This is a genomic window from Paenibacillus sp. FSL F4-0122, assembly GCF_038002845.1.
GTDB lineage: Bacteria > Bacillota > Bacilli > Paenibacillales > Paenibacillaceae > Paenibacillus_AQ > Paenibacillus_AQ odorifer.
In genome coordinates, this window is the sequence record NZ_JBBODI010000001.1 from 2,878,944 (window position 1) to 2,901,079 (window position 22,136).

Genomic DNA, 22,136 nt, shown 5'->3' on the forward strand with positions numbered 1-22,136 from the left:
TCCATATTCATTTTTCGTGTTTGGCTAGAAAATTCAATCCAATTAATATGAGAGCGATAAATCCTGTGAAACAAAAGGGTATCCATATGGGACCATTAGTAATCCTATTCATTTTGGCTATCAATATAATTCCTGAGCAAATAACTGAAAAATACACCTTCCAAAGCTTAATATTTTGATTTCCCAGTCTAAGCTTATTCCATTCACTGATGATAAATAGATTCAAAATCAAAAGAGTTCCTAATACAGTAATTGTAGTATCTTGAAAGGTATCGATATAATAAATAAAACTCAAGATAGTGAAAATTAATGTGATACTAAAACAGAAAATCACTATTTTTTTTTTCATAGCCGGCTCCTCATTTTTATAAAATAGATGGATTTACACCTACATAAATGTCAATAATCATTTTTTCTAAGGAAGCTTCAGAGTTATCTGAAGTGTACACATTATAAAATGCTGTGATTTGTTGAAGTCCCTTATCTGATATGTACTTTATAATAGATTCATATGTACTTTGTACTCCAACAGGGTTCCCCATGAATCTGCAGGATAGGGCATTAACTAAGTGGAAAATTTTTTTGTGTTTATAAGTTTGATCTGATGGAAAAGGCTTATTGAGAGGAATCATAATCTCCATGTCCATTAAATATTCCCCATTAACAATCTCCGCCGAGAATGTGCTCGTAATAAGGGGTCCTGCTTTCACTGCTTGATATTTTTCTATTATTTTTGCAGTTTGAGCTATTTCTATTTGTAATTCTTCTTGATTCATCTTCTTTCTAACGGAAAGGACATTTTCAAGCAAAATTTCTTGATTTTTTTGAATTTCAAACAATTCAGCACCTCCTAAAAAAGATCATAACTATGTGAATTTTCACAAACCTATCGTAATTGTTAAACTCCCTGATGAGTGGATTAATAACTTTATAGTAACTAGAATATCTATTAAGATACATATCCCTCAGTACATATTCCCTTTTGAGTTAATCTGTGCTAAAATATATTTTTTTTACAATAAATCCACTTTATTTAACAATTTTTTATCTTTTTGATCTAACACAAACCTCACGACTTATGTCATTGTTTTCTTTTGAATGGAGTGTTATGCTCTGTTTAATTAATACCATAAGTTGGGAGAATGGTTTGTTTTGGATATTCTTGAATGTGAACGAGCTTGGTTTACGGTAGATGATTTAGATAAAAAATCTAATAATTCCTTGTGTGAATTTTGCCAACCTTGGAGTAACCTCAAAACAGAAGAATCCTTTTCTATAGAAGAGCTGGTTCCCTACGAGGTATTGGTTGAAGTACTACATTCAGAATTGGCGAAAGTAACGGAATTTCTCTTATTGCCCTTTGTTTTTTTCTTAACAGATCAAGCCGGCAATATTATTAATATTGTTACTCCTTTCGAAGCGTTTCAGAAGAAAGTAGATCATTTTGGAATTAGGAGTGGAACTAACCTTTCGAAGCAATTCTCTGGAGTAAATGCAGTTTCACTAGCGATGGAGGTTAAATCAATTGCAGTAGTGCGTGGAGAAGAGCATAGTATGCCAATGTTTAAAGAGTGGAATTGTGTATGCGCTCCTATAATGATAAATGGTTGTATATGTGGATATATCGACATTTCATTTGAAGCCGAGAGGCAAATTGGCTTTTCGATTCTCTTTATTAAACAATTATCCGAAAAGATTGTTCTGAAGTTGAAGGAACGAAGCCCAAAGTTAATTGAGTACAGATTTCAGGAAAAGTGTGATTCGTATCGATTATCGCCCAGAGAAAGGGAGGTAGCGTATCACTGGTCACTAAGAAAAGGTGCGTTGCAAATTTCCAATGACCTTAATGTGAAAGAGGGGACTGTGCGGAATATCGTTAAGAGTATTTATAGTAAGATGGATATCAGCGAGAGATGGGAATTGATAGAAATACTTAAGTTGTAAATTTTGATGATAAACATCAAAATACTCGTTTGTACATAAGATATAAAAGCCATCCTCCGAAATTAATCAACAACGGAGGATGGCTTTTATCTGTCTAGAACATTTTTTTGATAAGTACTTAACCGCAAGAACAATTCAAAACTGGCTTACGCGCAGCCTGTGTCTCATCCAAACGGCTAATCTCTGTGGTATGCGGTGCGTTGATTACAATTTCTGGTGTCTCCTGCGCTTCTTTCACAATCTGAATCATCGTATCGATGAAGCCGTCGAGCGTTTCTTTACTTTCGGTTTCCGTCGGCTCGATCATCATGCATTCCTCAACAGTCAGAGGGAAGTACACGGTTGGCGGGTGGTAGCCGAAGTCGAGCAATCGTTTAGCAACGTCTAAGGTGCGCACGCCATATTGCTTGAGGTTTTTGCCGGACATCACGAATTCATGCTTACATACACCCGGATATGGGATTTCAAAATACGGCGCCAGACGGTGCATCATATAGTTCGCATTCAGCACAGCATTTTCGGATACCTCACGCAGTCCGTCTGGACCATAGGTCCGGATATAGGCATAGGCACGAACCAGAATACCAAAGTTTCCATAAAAAGCTTTCACGCGTCCAATCGATTCAGGACCACCGAAGTGAAGTGAGAAGCTGCTATCTTCATTCTTTACCACAGTAGGTTGTGGCAAGAATGGAATGAGGATAGATTTTACGCCGACTGGTCCGGCTCCAGGGCCACCTCCGCCATGCGGGGTGCTCATTGTCTTATGCAAGTTCAGATGCACAACGTCAAAGCCCATGTCGCCAGGGCGGGTAATGCCCATAATGGCATTGGAGTTGGCTCCATCGTAATAGAGTAAGCCGCCTGCTTCATGCACGATCTCAGCAATCTCGACGATTTGGGTCTCGAACAAGCCGAGTGTGCTTGGGTTAGTCAGCATCAGTGCGGCTGTGTCACTGCCAACAGCTGCTTTGAGTGCTTCAAGATCAACCATCCCTTTATCTGTGGAAGGGATCGTGATCGTTTCAAGTCCTGCTGCTGAAGCACTAGCAGGATTGGTGCCGTGTGAGGAATCCGGCACGATAACCTTCGTGCGGGTCTCGCCGCGGCTTTCATGATAGGCGCGGATCATCATGAGGCCGGTCCATTCACCATGAGCACCTGCGGCAGGCTGTAAGGATACTGCATCCATGCCCGTCAGCGCGGACAGATCATTTTGTAGGGTATACATTAATTCCAGTGCGCCTTGAATACTTTCTTCTGGTTGGTAGGGATGAATTTTGGCGAAGCCGGAGAAGCGGGCAACATCTTCGTTAATCTTCGGATTGTATTTCATCGTGCATGAACCGAGTGGATAGAAGCCATTGTCTACACCAAAGTTGCGACGTGAAAGAGAAGTGTAGTGGCGAATGACATCCACTTCCGATACTTCTGGAAGTACGACGGGTTCGCTACGGAGTAAATCTGATGGAATTAGGGATTCCAAGGTTTCTTCCTGCGGCACATCGCATAGTGGCAAAGAATAGGCCGAACGGCCCGGACGGCTTAATTCAAAAATTAGACTTTGCTCCGGTTTCATAAACAGCCCTCCAGTGCGCTAGCGAATTGGTCGATTTCGGTTTTGCTTCTTTTTTCCGTTACGGCAACCAGCATATGTCCAGCAAGTTCAGGATAATCACGACCCAGATCATAACCCCCAAGATAACCTTCCTTCAGCAGCTTCGAATTAATAGAGGCCACACTGCTGCCTTCAGAAAGCTTCACGACAAATTCGTTAAAGAATGGGGAGGAGAAGGCAAGTTCAGCACCTGTTAGTCCGCTAAGTTTATTAGCAGCGTAATGGCTTTTGCGAATATTTAGCTCGCCTACTTCACGCATGCCTTCTTTGCCCATAACGGACAAGTAGACGGATGCGCAGAGAGCCAGCAGCGCCTGATTGGAGCAGATATTCGATGTCGCTTTTTCACGCCGAATATGTTGTTCACGCGCTTGAAGTGTAAGAACGAAGCCACGTTTACCGTTACGGTCTACCGTTTGGCCAACGATCCGGCCTGGCATGCGGCGCATCAGGTGATCAGCTACGGCAAAGAATCCGCAAGTTGGACCCCCGAGAGAAGCCGGAATACCGAGTGGCTGAGCATCACCCACTACGATGTCGGCTCCAAGTTTGCCCGGAGTTTCAAGTACACCTAGAGCTATTGGGTTCGCGCTGACTACAAGAAGACCTTTAACCGCGTGAATCAGCGGCTCAACCGAGCGAAGATCCTCGATGCTGCCGAAGAAGTTAGGCGATTGAATAAGCACTGCGGCAGTATCTCCATCGATAGCTTCAGCGAGTTTAGCTTGATCGGTAACACCGTCTTTATAGTCAATCTCCACCACCTCCAGACCCCAAGCATTAGCCGAAGTACGTAGCACTTGGCGAGCCTCAGGATGAACGGTACGGGAGACGATTAATTTTTTGCGTTTGGTAGCACCAGCCGCGAGAACCGCTGCTTCGGACAAAGCTGTAGCGCCATCATACATACTGGCATTGGCAACTTTCATACCGGTTAGTTCGCAAATGTAGGATTGGAATTCGAAGATCGCTTGCAGCTCACCTTGGCTGATCTCCGGTTGATAAGGAGTGTAGGCAGTGTAGAATTCAGAACGGGAAATGACATGGTTGATGACCACAGGGATGTGATGATCGTATAATCCGGCGCCGAGGAAGCTGGCGTGAGAATCAAAGTCGGCATTTTGGTCAGCCAAACCTTTCATGTGGCGCAGCAGGGCGTATTCATCGAGTGGTTCAGACATCGGCATAGTGCCTTGGTAACGTACCGCTTCAGGAATATCGGAGAACAGCTCATCTATAGACTGAATCCCGACGGCCTCCATCATCTCTACGCGGTCCTGTTCTGTCATGGGCAGATAACGGTGCTTCATTAAGGTTTCACTCCTTGGCTTTTTTAAAATATAAGAAAGTACAATTTTCACGCTATACTTTATCCTTCTATTTCTCGCTTAAAAGCTCACCGTCCTTATATGGACGCTAAAGGCGTTTATACTTGTAAAAAGGGGCCTTGATCACTACAGCCTTAAGCTGCTTGCCGCGTATCTCTACGTAAACCTCTGTGCCTATTTCACTGTAAGCAGCATCAATCAAAGCCAACCCCAGGTTCCGTTTCAGCGTAGGGGACTGTGTTCCGGTTGTGACCTCACCAATCTTAACCCCATCTGCCCAAACAGGATAATGGGATCGTGGAATGCCTCGATCAATCATTTCTAGGCCGACAAGGCGACGGGGAATCCCAGCTTCTTTTTGCTGTATTAGTGCATCGCGTCCGATAAAGTCTATTTTGTCCAGCTTCACGAAGAACTGTACTCCTGCTTCAAGCGGGGTGATGTCAGCGGATAGCTCCTGACCGTACAGTGGTAATTTTGCCTCAAAACGCAGGGTATCCCGTGCACCCAGTCCAGCAGGTGTTAATCCGTGAGGCGCGCCTGCAGCAAGCAGTCCGTTCCATAACGTTTCTGCACCTTCCAGCGAAGCGTAGATCTCGAAGCCATCTTCACCGGTATAACCCGTACGGGAGATAAGTACCTCTACACCGCAAACGGTGGCGCGTTCGATGAAATGGAAAGGCTTGAGTGTTGAAATAGGAGCATCAGTAACTTCCGCGAGAATGGTCTCTGCCAGAGGACCCTGCAAGGCGAGCAAAAGCGTCTCGTCAGAGACATTAGTGAGCGTGACTTCACCGAATTCAGAGCTCAGATGCTCTTGCAGCCACTGGAAGTCTTTGTCGATGTTGGAGGCATTAACGACGAGCATATAATGCCCTTCGCTTAGGCGATACACGAGTAGATCGTCGACAACTCCGCCATTTGGATAACAGAGCAGCGTATATTGCGCCGCACCATCTGTGAGGCGGCTGACATCATTGGTTGTCATTTTTTGCAAAAAGGCTTCTGCACCGCTCCCAATCACCATGAATTCACCCATATGCGAGACATCGAACAGCCCAGCCTGCTGGCGAACGGCTTCATGCTCTTTTACGATACCTGTAAACTGTACTGGCAGCTCCCAGCCACCGAAGTCAATGCATCTGGATTCCGCATAAGCGGAATAGAGATCATAAAAAGGTGTTCTTCTCAAAGCATCCATGTCGTCACTCCCCTTGATCTGATTACATACGAAAAAAGGACAGGCAGAAGCAATCATGCATAAATGCACAAATCGCTTTCTGCTCTGTCCTTTGTACCTGAGAGTTACCCTGCCGTAACTAGCTTGCAGGTTTCCCCGTTGGTGATCTGACGCATCTAGCCTTGCGTCTGATGCTCTCCAGAGATACGTCCGACAAAGGTCCTTTTGCCTGAGAGATTCACCCCTGTTAGGGCTTACTCCTTCGGCGCCGTCTTCAAGTGAGACAGTCTCTCCCTATGCCATCATCCGCAACTATATTTATTTCAAATATAAGAAAGTATATGGTTCACATTATACATTATCCTTATATTTCTCCGAGAAACGGCGATTGTCTATAAAAAGACGACAACGTCGTTTCTTCTTGTATGTCTCCATTAAACGGGTATAGTCGGGCGCTGTCAACAAGAAAACGTCGAAAAAATGACAAATTTAAATTTCCTGTTAGTAATATTGACATTGTGAGCCGGGATAACTTAGGCTATAACTAAATTTAGAACTCCAAATTGGAAATGAGGCGGCTTGAAATGAGTGAAGTATTAGACAACCTTCTTTACAGCGAAGAGCATGAATGGGCACAGCAAGTAGAAGGACGAGTAGTACGTGTTGGGATTACGGACCATGCTCAGCATTTATTAGGCGACATCGTATTTGTTGAGTTTCCTGAGGTAGGATCAACCATTTCGGCCGGTGACAGCGTAGGCAGTATCGAATCCGTTAAGACGGTATCGGAATTGTATTCGCCCGTCTCTGGGACGGTTACCAAGGTGAATGATGGATTAGAAGCTAGTCCGGAGCTTATCAATGATCAGCCATATGGCGGGGGTTGGATTTTTGAGATTGAAGTTGATGGAGAATATGCTGATGCTGTAAAAGGTCTGTTAGATGCAGCCGGTTATAGCGCGTTAGTTGCTGAATAATTGGAAATTGGGGACGGGAAATAGTCTGATCAAGTGTGATGTTTTTAGCAGCAAGTTTCTGTGATTTGGGGACTTGCTGTTTGTGTTTCTTATGTAAATTGTGCGAGTATTCGTAAACTCAATCGAGTGGTTTGAGGGTCTAGTGGAGTATGGAATTAGGGAAAACCTCCCTCATTTTAGACGATTATAGCTTGAGAGTTAGGGTTTTAGGCAATTCCTCCCTAATCATCTCGGTAAAACCACTATTTCAGACTAAAAAGAGTAATAATCAGGGAGTAATTCCCTCATTCCGCGATTGGATACGATAATAGGTGAATAATCAGGGAGGTTTTCCCTAATTAAATTTGGATGAAGCCCTAGTTAGCTCGATGTGACAATTGCATAGACTATATTTTATTCCACCTCTTGAAGCTGTCGAAGTACAATGATCTCTACGCGTCGATTTTTTTGTTTGCCTGCTACCGTAGTATTATCTGCTGTTGGTCGGGTATCGGCATAACCTGCATATTGAAAAGTGTCCGGGTTCAGTCCTTCATTATCTAAGAAAAAGCGCAGCACAGAAAGCGCACGAGCACCCGATAGCTCCCAATTGTCGTTATAACGGGAAGCTGATGACACTGGTGTATTATCCGTATGTCCTTCAATGCTGATCGTTGCCCCGATATCTTTGAATAAGCCAGACAACTGCTGAAGAGCAGGAAGGGCTGGTGACTTCACATCTGCTTTACCCACATCAAAAAGAAAACGGTCGCTGAGCGTGATTTCTATGCCCTGCGGTTTGTCGGCTACAAATATTTGTTCACCGAGATTATTCTCCTCCACATAGTGGGTGATCACACCCATTAACTCAGCAAGCTTCGCCTCTTGTTCTCGAAAAGCCAACTCCCGTGCTGAAGGTGTTTCATTCTCCGTTTGTTTATCAGAACCGTCATTTGGTTTTGCAGTTGCGTTCCCATTCCCATCTGTACTCTCTGGTTTGTTGTCGGGGGTCTTTCCAGCATCTAAAATACCATCTCCGCCTTCAAGAACAGTGCTGCTCGACTTGAAAGTCTGGGATAAAGAGCCGGTTACGATATTGTATTTGTCAGTGTCCAGGCTGCTCATCGCATACAATATAACGAAAAATATAAGTAAAAGCGTAATTAGATCTGCGTAAGTAATCATCCAACGATCACGGCTTTCTCGATTCTCTACCCGCCGTTTGCGCCGGTCTCTTTGTCTCATATAAAACCTCTTGCTTCTGCACGGTCATCTGTGGTGGTGTCTGAAATGAAGGAGTTCAGTTTTTTACGCACCAGCAACGGATGATCCCCGTTTTGTAGAGAAAGAATGCCTACTAGCAGCATCTCCATGCTATGCAGCTCACTTTGGCTGCGGGATTTGATTTTGGAAGCAATGGGTAAAAATATTAGATTAGCGATGGCTACTCCGTACAGTGTTGCAGTGAACGCTACTGCGATAGAGGTACCTAGATTTGATGGGTCTGTAAGGTTGCCCAGTACCCTAATGAGTCCCATAACTGTACCGATGATCCCCATCGTTGGAGCATATCCGCCAGCGGCTTCAAAAATCTTGGCGTAGCTTTCATGCTTCAATTCTTTCGCATCCATTTCCAATTCCAAAATCTGTCTTACCTGCTCAGGGTCAGTGCCATCGACGATAAGCAGCAGTCCTTCGCGCGTAAAGGAATCGGGATGTGCTTCCGCTTGTTTTTCGAGCATTAAAACGCCGCCGCGGCGGGCCACTGTGGCCATTGCGATAAGCTCTTCTGCCTTCTCTTCATCACGTTCAGGATTGCGGCCAAAAGCCATGCGCAGAGCGGTGGGAATGGAGCGTAGCTTAGCTGCCGGGAAGCTGATCATTACGGCGGCAATCGTACCTCCAAATACAATCAAAGCTGCATTAAGCTGCAGCAGTCCGGAAAGGCTTCCGCCTTCCCAGAGGTAGCCGCCGATTAGCGCAGCCAGTCCGGCCACTAGGCCGATTATTGCGGTAATATCCATGCTTCAAGCTCCTAACATTTCTGTGTATTATGGTTTGCATCGATCTAAGCAACACTGTATAATGAACGGGAACACATATTCTTATCTTCCATATTTTTTACTATCGTATGGAGAGAGAAGATTCAGACAACAATTATAATATATTAATCTAGTTTAGACGATAGAGGGGAGACGGGCAAATGAGTGATATTGTCGTCAGTACGAAGACTTTTGAATTGGAGTCCGAGTATACACCCCAGGGCGATCAGCCTCATGCCATAGATGAATTACTACAAGGCATCCGGCAGGGTAAGAAGCACCAGACGCTGCTGGGAGCGACAGGTACAGGGAAGACCTTTACTGTCGCGCAAGTTATTTCCAAATTAAATCGCCCCACGCTGGTTATTGCGCATAACAAGACACTGGCTGCCCAGCTGGCAAGTGAGTTTAAGGAGTTTTTCCCGAATAATTCGGTAGACTATTTCGTCAGCTACTACGACTATTACCAACCAGAGGCGTACATTCCCTCCTCCGATACTTATATTGAGAAAGATTCCAGCATTAACGAAGAGATTGATAAACTTCGCCACTCCGCGACAAGCTCCTTGTTCGAACGGCGTGACGTTATTATTGTAGCGAGTGTGTCTTGTATTTACGGTCTCGGTTCACCAATGGAATACGGAAGCTTGCTGTTGTCCTTGCGGGTTGGGATGGAGAAGCCGCGCAATGAGATTCTGAGCAGACTGGTGGATATTCAATACCAGCGCAATGATATCAATTTTGTACGCGGAACATTCCGTGTACGTGGTGATGTGGTTGAAATCTTCCCGGCATCTCAGGGTGAACATGCGATTCGCGTTGAATTGTTTGGCGATGAGATTGAGCGGATCACTGAAATTGATGTTTTAACGGGTGAATTGATCGGTGAACGCGACCATGTCGCCATTTTTCCGGCTTCTCACTTTGTTACCAAGGAAGAAACGATGCGTGTAGCAATAGTCAATATTGAACGGGAGCTGGAAGAGCGGCTGACCGTGCTTCGTGACGCAGGCAAGCTTCTGGAAGCGCAACGTCTGGAACAACGGACACGTTACGACATTGAGATGATGAAGGAAGTGGGTTTCTGTTCGGGGATTGAGAACTATTCCGGGCCACTAACCTTCAGGGAGCCAGGAGCAACTCCATATACGTTAATGGATTATTTTCCTGATGATATGTTAATTGTCGTAGATGAATCCCATGTTACCCTTCCGCAAATTCGGGCGATGTATAACGGTGACCGGGCGCGTAAGACAGTGTTGGTAGAGCATGGTTTCCGTCTGCCTTCTGCGCTGGATAACCGTCCGCTTCAGTTCGAAGAGTTCGAAGATAAAGTGAACCAGATCATTTACGTTTCTGCGACACCTGGACCTTATGAAATGGAACACTGCGAAACTATGGTGCAGCAGATTATCCGTCCGACTGGGCTATTGGATCCAATCATTGAGGTTCGTCCTACAGAAGGCCAGATCGATGATCTGATTAGCGAAATCCGTGACCGGGTCGAACGTGATGAACGTGTACTCGTTACCACTTTGACGAAGAAGATGTCGGAGGATCTGACAGACTACTTTAAGGAAATCGGTATTAAGGTTCGTTATATGCACTCTGACATCAAAACACTGGAACGGATGGCGATCTTGCGGGATCTTCGTCTCGGTACGTTCCATGTCCTGGTAGGGATTAACCTCCTGAGAGAAGGTCTCGACTTACCGGAGGTATCTTTAGTTGCAATTCTCGATGCCGATAAAGAAGGGTTCCTTCGTTCCGAACGTTCACTAATTCAGACGATTGGCCGTGCGGCTCGTAACTCTGAGGGTCGTGTAATCATGTATGGTGATCGGATCACTGATTCGATGGAGAAAGCGATGAGCGAAACATCGCGCCGTCGCGCCATTCAGATTGCTCATAATGAGAAACATGGCATTACCCCAACCACCATTAATAAAAAAGTGCGTGACATCATCGAGGCGACGAAGGTTGCTGAGTCTAAAGCCGATTATCTCACAGGTGTTGGTGGCAAGATGAATAAGAAAGAAAAACAAAGTCTGATCCAACGTCTGGAAGCTGAAATGAAGGACGCTGCCAAGAACCTGCAATTCGAACGCGCGGCAGAGCTGCGCGACGCATTGCTGGAGCTTCGGGCTGAGTAACAAACCATTAATGCATCACCGATATTTAAAATAGGTATTGAACGGTGCTGTCCTAGACCGTTCTTTTTGAATCAATAGAGGGTCGCGTATCCAGTAATGTTTATGGCACTTAAACGTATCCCGCAGGGACAGCGCCCGCAATGTACTTGGTACTTATGCGTATCCCGCAGGGACAGCACCATGCAACGTCTATGACAGTTGCTTGTACCTGCTTTTAGGTAGTGCGAGAATGTCCAAGCGGTCCCGCAGGGATAAGCGCTCTGAGCATTATAGTCACTAAGTTACGTCCCACCATACTCCTTCTCCAGAAAATGCGGGTGTCCAGAGGGTGCAACCCTTGGGGCCCTCCCTTGGAAGAGAGGGTTTGGGAGGGATCGAAAGGCTTTGAAAAGGCTTTGAGAATATTTTGAAATAAAGTTGAAATAGTTTTTTAAAGGAGAGGTTCCGTTGGCGAACGAAAATATTGTAATTAAAGGCGCGAGGGCGCACAATCTCAAAAACATCGATGTGACGATTCCACGTGACCGTTTCGTCGTGCTGACGGGACTTAGCGGCTCAGGTAAATCATCGCTTGCATTTGATACGATTTATGCTGAAGGACAACGGCGTTATGTTGAATCTTTGTCGGCTTATGCACGTCAGTTTTTGGGACAAATGGAGAAACCAGATGTGGATTCAATTGATGGTTTGTCTCCGGCGATATCTATAGATCAGAAGACAACAAGCCGGAACCCACGCTCCACGGTAGGTACAGTTACGGAGATTTATGACTATTTGCGGTTGCTCTTTGCACGTATTGGTCATCCCCATTGCCCAGAGCATGGTATTGAGATTACCTCCCAGACCGTTGAACAGATGGTAGACCGGATTATGCAGTATCCCGAGAAAACTCGGTTGCAGATCCTGGCGCCAATCATTTCAGGACGTAAAGGTGAGCATAAAGGGCTCTTCACAGATATCTCTAAGCAAGGCTTCGTACGTGTGCGTGTGGACGGGGAACTAAGAGATCTGTCTGAGGATATTGAACTAGAAAAGAATAAAAAACATACAATAGAAGTTGTGGTAGACCGGATCGTTGTTAAAGACGATGTGGAGACCCGGCTGACGGATTCACTGGAGACGGCGCTTAAGCTTTCGGGCGGTAAAATCCTTGTGGATATCATCGGCCAGGAAGAGCTGCTTTTCAGCTCTAACTTTGCTTGTCCAATTTGTGGTTTTAGTATTGAAGAGTTGGCACCACGGATGTTCTCTTTCAACAGTCCGTTTGGAGCTTGTACAGAGTGTGATGGACTTGGCATGAAGATGGTGGTCGATCCAGACCTGCTTATTCCTGATGCTGAGAAATCCATCGAAGAAGGTGCTTTTTTAGCTTGGACTGGAAGTACTTCTAATTACTATCCGCAATTCCTGAAGTCGGTTTGTGAACACTTTAAAATTCCACAGAACGTTCCGGTAAGCAGTCTGACACCTGATCATATGAATAAATTACTGAACGGAACAGGCAGTGAGAAGGTCCGCTTCCGTTATGAAAATGATTTCGGTCAAAAGAAAGATGCGATGGTTGCCTTTGAAGGGATTATACCTAACCTAGAGCGGCGTTACCGTGAAACTGCTTCGGATGGTATTCGTGAATTTATCGAAGGATTTATGAGTGCTAAGCCATGTCATGTATGTAAAGGTAAACGTCTGAAAAAAGAAATATTAGCTGTGACTATCAATGATCATAATATTTCTGATGTTACGGACCTTTCAATAGGAGACTGCCAGCATTGGTTTGAAGAGATAAAATTGAGTGAAAAAGAAACAGCCATCGCCAACCTCATTCTAAAAGAGATCTGCAATCGGCTTGGATTCCTTGTGAATGTAGGCTTGGATTATTTGACGCTTAGCCGTGCAGCGGGTTCGCTTTCCGGTGGTGAGGCGCAGCGTATTCGGTTGGCTACTCAGATCGGTTCAAGTCTCATGGGTGTATTGTACATTCTGGATGAGCCAAGTATTGGCTTGCATCAACGGGACAATGATCGCCTGATCTCTACGCTTGCGCATATGCGCGATCTAGGTAACACGCTAATTGTTGTAGAGCATGATGAAGATACGATGATGGCAGCGGATTATATTATTGATATTGGTCCGGGCGCAGGTATTCATGGTGGACAAGTTATGGCTCAAGGGACGCCAGAAGAGATTATGAAAGATCCGAATTCATTAACGGGTGAATATTTAAGCGGACGTAAATTTATTCCGGTTACTGCTAAACGCCGTCCTACCGATGATCGCTGGGTAGAAATACGTGGTGCTAAAGAGAATAACCTGAAAAATGTGAATGTGAAGATTCCATTAGGTGTATTTACAGCGGTGACAGGTGTATCGGGTTCCGGTAAATCCTCGCTTATCAACGAGATTCTTTACAAGAGTTTGGCACGGCAGCTGAATAAGGCTGTGAAGGTGCGTCCTGGTCAGCATAAAGAAATTCGAGGACTAGAAAATCTCGATAAAGTTATTGAAATCGATCAGTCGCCAATCGGGCGGACACCGCGCTCCAACCCAGCAACCTATACAGGTGTATTCGATGACATCCGTGATCTGTTCTCCAAGACAAATGAGGCTAAGGTACGTGGTTTCCAAAAGGGACGCTTCAGCTTTAACGTAAAAGGCGGACGTTGTGAAGCTTGCCGTGGAGACGGGATCATTAAGATCGAGATGCACTTCTTGCCGGACGTATACGTCCCTTGCGAAGTATGTAAAGGCAAACGGTATAACCGGGAAACACTAGAAGTGAAATATAAAGGCAAAAACATTTCAGATGTGTTAGAGATGACGGTAGAGGACGCAACAGAGTTTTTTGTAAATATCCCGCGTATCCATCGTAAAATGCAAACACTGATGGATGTAGGCCTTGGTTATATTAAGATTGGTCAACCAGGAACCACTTTATCCGGTGGTGAAGCACAGCGGGTAAAATTGGCTTCTGAGCTCTACCGTCGCAGCACGGGTAAAACACTTTATATTTTGGATGAGCCTACGACAGGTCTGCATGTAGATGACATTGGTCGTCTGCTTGAGGTATTGCATCGTTTGGTGGATTCCGGAGAATCGGTTCTTGTTATTGAACATAATCTGGATGTAATCAAGACAGCGGATTATATCATCGATATGGGACCGGAAGGTGGTAGCGGCGGTGGTACCGTCCTGGCAACAGGAACACCGGAGAAGATCATTACTGTCACAGAGTCTTACACAGGTAAATATCTGAAGCCGGTTCTGATTCGTGATACAGAGCGGACCGAAGCGCTTATGCTTGAGACGGCGGAAACCAAATAAACAGTAAGTAATATAACCTATGTATAAATAAGGCCTCGGTATCTTGCCGGGGCTTTTATTGTAGGTTGTAAGCAATAATTTTCACAGGGAAAATATCTAACAAATAACAACGAACAGCTAATCTCGTCCTCTAGAATGGAGTAAAGGCCATTTAAGGCGTGGTAGGATTATCCGGTAATTGTACGAAAGACGGCTCTTAGATATATGATGTGATATTTCTAGCAAAAGTTATACGAATTCTTATAGAAAAAATGGATTTAATAATAGGCAAGGTAGGCATATGTAGGACATGTTCGTAGTAAGATTCAATGAGGAGTATTCTGTTGATAGGGTTAACGGGTAATTGACTAACGTTAGGGTCAAAAGTTCCTTGAAAACCGAATAATTAATCATTCATATCACTCTATCAAATAACTGTTTATTAGATTAGGGAAAACCTCCCTGAAAATCCGAGTTTTTAGATCATAAAAGGTGAAATCCGGGAAAACCTCCCTAATTATAGGGTAGATTCATTCATATAGCCGGTTTTCTAATGATTTTTAGGGAGGAATTCCCTGATAACCACAAAATGAACTGATAATCGGTCAATATTAGGGAGAATTTCCCTAATTCATTAAAACCCTAAATTTCGAGCCTAGAATGTTAAGTTCTAAGTTCTAAGTTCTAAGTTCTAAGTTCTAAGTTCTAAGTTCTAAGTTCTAAGTTCTAAGTTCTAAGTTCTAAGTTCTAAGTTCTGAATTCCAATTCCAATTCACTGCTCAATTTATCTCATCTCTAAAGCAGTTAACGGACTTTCTATTGTAACGTTCACGACGAAAGAGTTGATTGGGCTCACAACGTTTCCCTAAGCACACCCAATTGTCAGTGATCAATCTCATCGTTATTACGGATTTTGCAGGGATAAAATATATTTTTTGCGACAAATACATAATTTTTCTACAAAACCTATTGCATCGCCCAAATGGTAGCGATAACATAGAAGGTGATATGGGGATTACTGGATCTTGCTTGACAACATTTTTGAGGAGGTAAGGTTATGCTGCTTGCAGAAGTTGCCGCGCAAGGACCGTCTAAATTTCATACCTTTGATGTGTTTATGATTTTATTTACCATCTTGATTTTGGTCGGGGTTGTTCGACTATTGAAAGCTCCCCAGAAGAACAAATTTGCCATTGGTTTTGGAGCCGTTAGCTTGCTGGTTTTTGTGATCTCTGACTATGCCATGGTGATGCATTGGTTAAGTTAATGAAAGAACTAAATTGAACAGCTTTGCACCAAAAGACTCCTTTAACGCCATGGGCGCATTGAAGGCGTCTTTTTTCAAATTATATAATGTTAAATTTATCCATTTGTAAAGAGAGGGTCTGGTGAGGAATGAGGAGTATTGGGGAGAAGCTGGTGAAGAAAGGATTAGGTCTATTACTGTGCGGCGTAGTGCTGTCGGTAGCATGGAGTCAGTCGGTGTTTGCTTTTGATAGTACTAGTAAGGTGGTTAGTAAAGCAGCGGCAGAAGATCCGATACCTGGAATTATTAAAAGTATCACTCCTTCTGTTGTGGGCATTATCGGCAAAGATGAGAGTGGCGGGAATAGTGGCCTGGATGATCGGTACAATCTGACGCATGGCTCCGGCATCATTGTGAAATCGAACGGATGGATTATAACCAATGCTCATGTAATCAAGGATCTGCAAAATGCCATAGTAGTCACTTCGGACTCCAAAACCTACAGCGTTAAAGAAACATATCTGGATGAAGTTAGTGATCTGGCGCTGATCAAAATCAATGCCACCCATTTAAAGCCCGCCAAGTTTATTCCAGCGAATAGCAAAACAGTGGTTGGGGAGAAGGTTATTGCTATCGGAACACCGATTAGCTTTTCTCTACGAAATTCAGCGACTGTAGGCGTTATAAGTGGTCTTAACCGTGAGGTAGATGCGGCTTATCGTCTTATCCAGAGTGACACAGCGATTAATCCCGGAAATAGCGGAGGGCCGCTAGTAAATATGAAAGGTGAGGTGCTGGGAATCAACAGCCTGAAATACTCAGCGGTGGGTGTGGAAAATATGGGGTTTTCGATTCCAGCGAATACTGTGCAGTATATTATGAACCAGCTTTTAAAATATGGTGAGGTCCAGCATCCGAGTCTGGGGCTAGAGCTGGAGGCGAGCTGGTCTACGGTTGTGGGATTGCCAACGCTGGACCCGCTGTCCGTCACGAAGGTGGTGTCTTCAGAAGCACTCAAGTCAGGGATTGCTGAAGAGGACGTCTTATATAGCATCGATGGGCATCGTGTGGTCTCACTAGTTGATATTAATGAATTGTTCAAAAGCTACCTGCCGGGAGCAACTGTGCGGCTGGTTATGCAAAGCGATGGGGATATCGTCGTTCGTAAACTCGTGCTCACTCAAGGTGATCCGTTGTTAAGCGGAGATGATTATGTATCGGATGGGGACGAGCACGCGGAAGAGTGATCAGTAAACTGGAGAGGGGGACGGTAAATGGGCTTAAAAATTTTAAAGCAAGGATTTTGTGCGATGTTGGCCGTATTACTGCTATTTTCTATATTACCCATACAAACAGCATTAGCTTCAGAAGGAGACAAGCAACAGCTGAGTCTAAAAGTTGGCAGTACTTCAGCTACGGTGAATGGTAAGAAGGTGGCTATCGAGCGGCCTTATAGGGAGAACGGAACGGTTATGGTCCCGCTTGGGGTTTTTAAAAAGACGTTTGGCAGCAATGTTTCCTTAGAGCAGAACGATGTTGTAAAAGTAACCTACGGTACTCATTCAGGGGTGATGACAATTGGGAGTGATATCGCTTGGAAGGATGGAATCAAAGTTAAACTAGGCTCAGCGCCCCGGATGGTTTCAGATGTGCTGATGGTACCGCTACGTTTTGTGGCTGATGTGTTAGGTGCGACCCTTACTCAAGGGAGTGGGGGTGAGCTTATGGTTACCCTAGTTCCTGTAGACAACGAAGAAGATACGCCAGAGGATACTGGGATTGACAGCGATGTTGGTAAGACTCAAATTGGAAACAGCTATTTTCAATGGACACTGAATTATCCCTCTGGGCTGATCGCTGGAAATAGCGGTGGGGATGAAAGTGTGGCTACCTTTTCAAGTGCGGACAATCTATATTATGTGGAGATTCATGTAAGTGACCAGGCGGTTGCGGTAGATGCGGAAGGGCTGCTGGAACAGCTGGTTCGGGAGGTCGAGGCAGGTGGGGAGTTGATATTGGATCGGGAGTCGTTCCCCAAAGCCGCGATACCTTATGCTAGATTGATCAGTAAAGATTCCAGTGGAGCGCTCTGGGAAAGCAGACTGTTATATGCTGAAGGTCGACTCTACGAGATTTATTTGACGGATAACAAAGCAGTTAATTATAAAGATTTTGCTAAATACACAGGATTACTTAACTCTTTCCAGCCTTCTTTTGATACTAAAAACAAAAAAATCCGTGATCTTTCTACGGTGAAAAGTGGATTGCGTGACGCGTACAATGAGGACTATGGGATTTCACTACAGGTTCCCGCAGATTGGAGTAAGGACGACCAGCATCTCTATTACGAGAGTAAGCAGGGAAGTCATCTGAGTGTGGCGGTTACCTCGGCACCTGCTGGTTCTACACTAGAGAGCTGGGCTGAAGATCTGAAAACGAAAACTAAAGAAAACTTTGTAGCGGATGCTTATGTTCTGAAAGACAGCAACAAGTCGGAGATCTCCGGTGTATCTGCACAAATCAATGAGCTACAGCTAAATTACGGCAACGGTGTTACTACAGAATATCAAGCTCTCATACTCAAAAATGGGTATCGCTATTATTTTGAATATGTAACAGCTGCTGGGCAAGATGACGATAAGGCAAAATTCAAAGCCATCATATCCTCTATTGATATTGATTTTGATCTGCTGAAGGAGAACTTCGGGCGACTCGCTAGTGATGATTATAAGACGCTCAAAAATAAGACATTAACCAAAGTATCCAAAACCTACGGTTATGCCATTGATATTCCAAGTTTATGGACACCTTATCAGGATATTTTTGAGACGCAGTCGATTGAATATCGCTTCAGCGGAGGACGTCTACAGATCAACTCAAAATCCGAGGGTTCAGTGGATTATACAGTTAATGTTCTCAAAGATGCTTATCAAAATAAAAATAATGATCCCAAAGGCCCTCGTATAGAAAGTGTAGTGGAGTCTACCTTTGCGGATGTCCCTGCTACGATCATAACTGCACATCAAATCAAAAATGGCATCCCTTTTCGCAGCAAGCAGGTTGTTTTCGGCAAAAATGATGTGGTCTACACGATTACCGTTACGCTGAATGATGCCAATGCCACTGCAGAACAGCAGGCTCTATTAGACAAGACGTTACAATCGTTTCGGTTTACAGGCAGCAAGTAGTTAAAAGAGTACCAATGTCGTAGCTTACACACGAATAGAAGCGTATAATTCAATCAGACGAAGAACGTCCCAGTTGCCGATTTGGCTTGGGGCGTTCTTTTTTTGTATAAAGAGGGAAAAGGGATTCGGCCTATTATTAAAAATACATATATTTGTTACTTTGAACCGATAGAAGGGTTGTCGGAAGGGTTGTTTTAGGAGATTTGGAGCCAATGTTATCCAAGTTGGGCATAATGTGAATAGCTAAAGGATGGATTGATGTATTTGATACAACATTCTATCGTATGTCTCGTATGTCACGGAATTCCTAGTGAATTGTTGTAAATGTTGCAACTTTTTGTGCCGGTTGTCGATACTAGAGTGTGAGAATGATGCTTTATGTACAACATTTAGTTGTCGAAGCGCTGGATTAGGCAATAAAGTTGCATGTTCTACAACATTCATGGAGTAAAGTGCAATAGGCAAGAAGTCAGCTTCCTGACAGCATTATGACTTTTATTCTATATAAATGTTGGTAAACGCATAGCGCTCAAGTGTGATATTTGATACAATTATCAAGTTAATCAACTAGAAATGACCCGTCAAATGGCGGTTTGGGAGGATATAAATGAAAGAGCAACAAATACGCAGAGAAGACGTGGAGCTATTGGCACCCGCAGGTGATTGGGACTGCATGCGTGCAGCGGTAGCAAACGGAGCGGATGCTATCTTTTTTGGCGTAGAGAAGTTTAATGCACGGGCCAGAGCGAACAACTTTCGCATGGACGAGCTGTCGGAAATTATGGCGTTTTTGCATAGCTATGGTGTGAAGGGCTTTTTGACCTTTAATATACTGGTTTTTGAAAATGAATTGTCTGATGCAAAAGAACTGATTGATGCATGCGTGGATGCTGGCGTGGACGCAGTAATTGTACAAGATTTAGGTTTGGTCAAAATGATCCGCGAAATCTCACCGGATTTCCCGATTCACGGATCGACACAGATGACCATTACTTCGCCGGAAGCGGTCGAGTTTACTAAACCTTTTAGTTTGGAACGTGTGGTATTAGGTCGTGAGAACAATCTGAAACAAATTCGTACGATCGGGGAGCAAGCCCGCCTGCCGATGGAAGTATTCGTACACGGTGCTTTGTGTGTTTCCTACTCCGGTCAATGTCTGACCTCTGAAATGTGGGGCGGACGTTCTGCCAACCGCGGTGAATGTGCGCAGGCTTGCCGCCTGCCTTATGATCTGATGGTGGATGGTGAGGTAAAACCTATGGGAGACGTAACTTATTTGCTCTCTCCTAAGGACCTGGCAGCAATTGATCTAATGCCTGAGCTGATCGAGGCGGGTGTGACTTCTTTTAAAATCGAAGGTCGCCTCAAAAGCCCGGAATATGTAGCGAATGTAGTTAGTAAGTATCGTAAAGCGATTGATCGGTATTTTGAAGGCGATCTGTCTAAACCTTCGAAGGAGGAGGTGCGTGAGCTGCAACAAAGCTTCTCCCGCGGGTTTACACATGGTTTCCTGGATGGAACGAACAATAAGAAACTGGTAGACGGGACTTTCCCAAAAAGCCGTGGTGTATATTTGGGGACTGTTGAGCAAATTCTGCGTGACGGAGTGGTCTGCCGTATTCATGCACCGCTTAAGCGTGGGGACGGAATTGTTTTTGACGCTGGGGATCCGACGAAAAAAGAAGAAGGCGGTCGTGTCTACGACCTTCGTCGTAAAGGTGTGAAGCTGGAAGGCGAAGCCGGAGAAGGCTGGATCATCGACATCGTAGCCGGTCGTAATGATGTGGATCTTCGTCGTCTAAATGTCGGTGACCGCATTTGGAAGACAAATGACCCTGCGTTAGATAAGGCGCTGCGCCAGACTTATGAAACTGAAAAGCCGTACCGGGTATTTCCGGTACATGTTAGAGTGCAAGGCTGCGTCGGCGAGAAGCTGACGACTTGGTGGACGGACGTTCAGAAGAACGTTACCGTCCGTGTGGATTCGGAGCTCGCGCTGGAAGCCGCGCAAAAGCGTCCGATGGATACCGCGCTGCTGGAAGAACAATTCGGCCGCCTGGGCGGGACCGTGTTCCAGCTTGACGCGTTGGAGTCGCATCTGCAAGGCGACGTCATCGTCCCTATGCGCGAGCTGAACAGCATCCGCCGCCAAGCGGTGGAGCTGCTTGCGGGCGAGCGCCCGAAACCGCCCGTCTACGTGAAACGGGCGATCGAGGTTTACGGCGACGCCACCCGCAGGGGTGTCGCTCCGCAGTGCGCTGGTGAAGCGGAGCTCACCGCGCTGTGCCGCAGCCTGCCACAGGTGCAGGCTGCGCTCGAGGCCGGCGTGAGAAACATCTACGCCGACTTCGAGTTTATCAAGCAGTTCCCGGCAGCGGTAGATACGGTACGGGCTGCAGGGGCCAGCATAGCGCTGGCCACGCCGCGCATTCATATGCCGGGCGAGAACGGCTACCACGCGAATATTCTTCGCTTGCAGCCGGATGCTGTGCTCGTGCGTAATACAGGCGCGTTGTATTATTATCTGCGCCGCCGCCAGGAGCAGCCGGATGCTGTGCATCCACGCCTGATCGGTGATTTCTCACTGAATATCGCCAATCATAAAGCAGTGGATTTGTTCCTTGAGGCTGGCTGTGACATAGTAACGCCATCCTATGACTTGAACATTCAACAGATGGTCGATCTGCTTGAACACAGTGATACGTCCCGGATGGAGGTCGTTATCCATCAGCATTTGCCGATGTTCCATACTGAACACTGTGTGTACTGTACCTTTATGAGTGAAGGCACGGACTTTACGAACTGTGGTCGTCCTTGTGAAGAACACCGTGCTTCTTTGCAAGACCGTATTGGAATGTCACATCCAGTTCGTGTGGATGAAGGCTGCCGTAATACCGTCTATAACGCTGTTGAGCAGTCTGGTGCGGAGTATTTGAACAATTTCCGTGACCTAGGAGTATCTTCATACCGTGTGGAGTTCTTGGAAGAGACGCCAGAGCAAGTGGCTGAGGTAATCAGCCTCTACAGCCGCGCTCTGCGTGGTGAAATCTCTGGTACGCAGGTATGGAAGAGCCTAAAGGCTACTAACCAACTTGGCGTAACGCGTGGGCAATTGGTGAACGCGAAGTAATAAGAGTTAAGAGTTAAAGAAAAAGGGCTAAGTAACTACCAGGTAGATGCT

14 protein-coding genes and 1 riboswitch are annotated in these 22,136 nt (G+C 45.2%); of the genes, 8 read left to right on the forward strand and 6 right to left on the reverse strand.

The annotated features are described in order from the left end of the window. Positions 1–365: 365 nt before the first annotated feature. The gene (locus MHH49_RS12270) at positions 366–839 is read right to left on the reverse strand and encodes a hypothetical protein (RefSeq protein ID WP_051491031.1); all 474 of its coding nucleotides are present in this window, start codon (positions 837–839) and stop codon (positions 366–368) included. 313 nt (positions 840–1,152) lie between these two features. On the opposite strand from MHH49_RS12270, the gene MHH49_RS12275 reads away from it, so the two are divergent. Continuing rightward, on the forward strand, positions 1,153–1,944 hold the full coding sequence (locus tag MHH49_RS12275; RefSeq protein ID WP_094901222.1) for a helix-turn-helix transcriptional regulator: 792 nt from the start codon (positions 1,153–1,155) through the stop codon (positions 1,942–1,944). Between the two features lie 118 nt (positions 1,945–2,062). Here the strand turns inward: MHH49_RS12275 and gcvPB are convergent, their stop codons facing one another. The 3 genes from gcvPB to gcvT form a co-directional block, all read right to left on the reverse strand. Continuing rightward, entirely contained in the window at positions 2,063–3,523 is a 1,461-nt protein-coding gene (gene gcvPB / locus MHH49_RS12280) for an aminomethyl-transferring glycine dehydrogenase subunit GcvPB (protein ID WP_036678605.1), read from the reverse strand. Then, positions 3,520–4,872: an aminomethyl-transferring glycine dehydrogenase subunit GcvPA gene (gcvPA, locus tag MHH49_RS12285; RefSeq protein ID WP_076099656.1), complete on the reverse strand. Its 1,353-nt coding sequence runs from the start codon at positions 4,870–4,872 to the stop codon at positions 3,520–3,522. Before gcvPA ends, gcvPB begins: the two co-directional genes overlap by 4 nt. Before the next feature lie 106 nt (positions 4,873–4,978). Then, positions 4,979–6,091, reverse strand: a complete 1,113-nt coding sequence (gene gcvT, locus MHH49_RS12290) for a glycine cleavage system aminomethyltransferase GcvT (RefSeq protein WP_076099655.1) — start codon at positions 6,089–6,091, stop codon at positions 4,979–4,981. Between the two features lie 186 nt (positions 6,092–6,277). After that, a riboswitch (glycine riboswitch) is annotated at positions 6,278–6,376 on the reverse strand. Positions 6,377–6,654: 278 nt separating this feature from the next. Between gcvT and gcvH the strand changes: the two genes are divergently transcribed. Continuing rightward, complete coding sequence (gcvH, locus tag MHH49_RS12295; RefSeq protein WP_036678614.1) at positions 6,655–7,047, forward strand: glycine cleavage system protein GcvH; 393 nt, start codon at positions 6,655–6,657, stop codon at positions 7,045–7,047. A gap of 393 nt (positions 7,048–7,440) precedes the next feature. Here the strand turns inward: gcvH and MHH49_RS12300 are convergent, their stop codons facing one another. After that, complete coding sequence (locus tag MHH49_RS12300; protein WP_036678617.1) at positions 7,441–8,271, reverse strand: flagellar motor protein MotB; 831 nt, start codon at positions 8,269–8,271, stop codon at positions 7,441–7,443. Next, positions 8,268–9,050: a flagellar motor protein gene (locus MHH49_RS12305; protein WP_036678620.1), complete on the reverse strand. Its 783-nt coding sequence runs from the start codon at positions 9,048–9,050 to the stop codon at positions 8,268–8,270. Before MHH49_RS12305 ends, MHH49_RS12300 begins: the two co-directional genes overlap by 4 nt. A 179-nt stretch (positions 9,051–9,229) precedes the next feature. On the opposite strand from MHH49_RS12305, the gene uvrB reads away from it, so the two are divergent. The 6 genes from uvrB (at position 9,230) to MHH49_RS12335 (ending at position 22,085) form a co-directional block, all read left to right on the forward strand. Continuing rightward, positions 9,230–11,221 carry an excinuclease ABC subunit UvrB gene (uvrB, locus tag MHH49_RS12310; protein ID WP_036678623.1) on the forward strand — a complete coding sequence of 664 codons (1,992 nt, stop codon included), beginning with the start codon at positions 9,230–9,232 and terminating at the stop codon, positions 11,219–11,221. 447 nt (positions 11,222–11,668) lie between these two features. Then, positions 11,669–14,542: an excinuclease ABC subunit UvrA gene (gene uvrA, locus MHH49_RS12315; RefSeq protein WP_036678625.1), complete on the forward strand. Its 2,874-nt coding sequence runs from the start codon at positions 11,669–11,671 to the stop codon at positions 14,540–14,542. A gap of 1,036 nt (positions 14,543–15,578) precedes the next feature. Beyond that, the gene (locus MHH49_RS12320) at positions 15,579–15,788 is read left to right on the forward strand and encodes a DUF2759 family protein (protein ID WP_036678627.1); all 210 of its coding nucleotides are present in this window, start codon (positions 15,579–15,581) and stop codon (positions 15,786–15,788) included. A 152-nt stretch (positions 15,789–15,940) separates the two neighbouring features. Next, entirely contained in the window at positions 15,941–17,014 is a 1,074-nt protein-coding gene (locus MHH49_RS12325; protein ID WP_370511531.1) for a S1C family serine protease, read from the forward strand. A gap of 27 nt (positions 17,015–17,041) precedes the next feature. After that, positions 17,042–18,955, forward strand: coding sequence for a stalk domain-containing protein (locus tag MHH49_RS12330; protein WP_036678629.1), 1,914 nt, complete (start codon positions 17,042–17,044; stop codon positions 18,953–18,955). Between the two features lie 607 nt (positions 18,956–19,562). Further along, entirely contained in the window at positions 19,563–22,085 is a 2,523-nt protein-coding gene (locus tag MHH49_RS12335; protein WP_036678631.1) for a U32 family peptidase, read from the forward strand. Positions 22,086–22,136: the final 51 nt, after the last annotated feature.

Coding starts and splice junctions, on each gene's coding strand:
- gcvPB (WP_036678605.1), bottom strand. CDS start 3,523: ATGAAACCGGAGCAAAGTCTAATTTTTGAATTAAGCCGTCCGGGCCGT.
- gcvPA (WP_076099656.1), bottom strand. CDS start 4,872: ATGAAGCACCGTTATCTGCCCATGACAGAACAGGACCGCGTAGAGATG.
- gcvT (WP_076099655.1), bottom strand. CDS start 6,091: ATGGATGCTTTGAGAAGAACACCTTTTTATGATCTCTATTCCGCTTAT.
- gcvH (WP_036678614.1), top strand. CDS start 6,655: ATGAGTGAAGTATTAGACAACCTTCTTTACAGCGAAGAGCATGAATGG.
- MHH49_RS12300 (WP_036678617.1), bottom strand. CDS start 8,271: ATGAGACAAAGAGACCGGCGCAAACGGCGGGTAGAGAATCGAGAAAGC.
- MHH49_RS12305 (WP_036678620.1), bottom strand. CDS start 9,050: ATGGATATTACCGCAATAATCGGCCTAGTGGCCGGACTGGCTGCGCTA.
- uvrB (WP_036678623.1), top strand. CDS start 9,230: ATGAGTGATATTGTCGTCAGTACGAAGACTTTTGAATTGGAGTCCGAG.
- MHH49_RS12320 (WP_036678627.1), top strand. CDS start 15,579: ATGCTGCTTGCAGAAGTTGCCGCGCAAGGACCGTCTAAATTTCATACC.
- MHH49_RS12330 (WP_036678629.1), top strand. CDS start 17,042: ATGGGCTTAAAAATTTTAAAGCAAGGATTTTGTGCGATGTTGGCCGTA.
- MHH49_RS12335 (WP_036678631.1), top strand. CDS start 19,563: ATGAAAGAGCAACAAATACGCAGAGAAGACGTGGAGCTATTGGCACCC.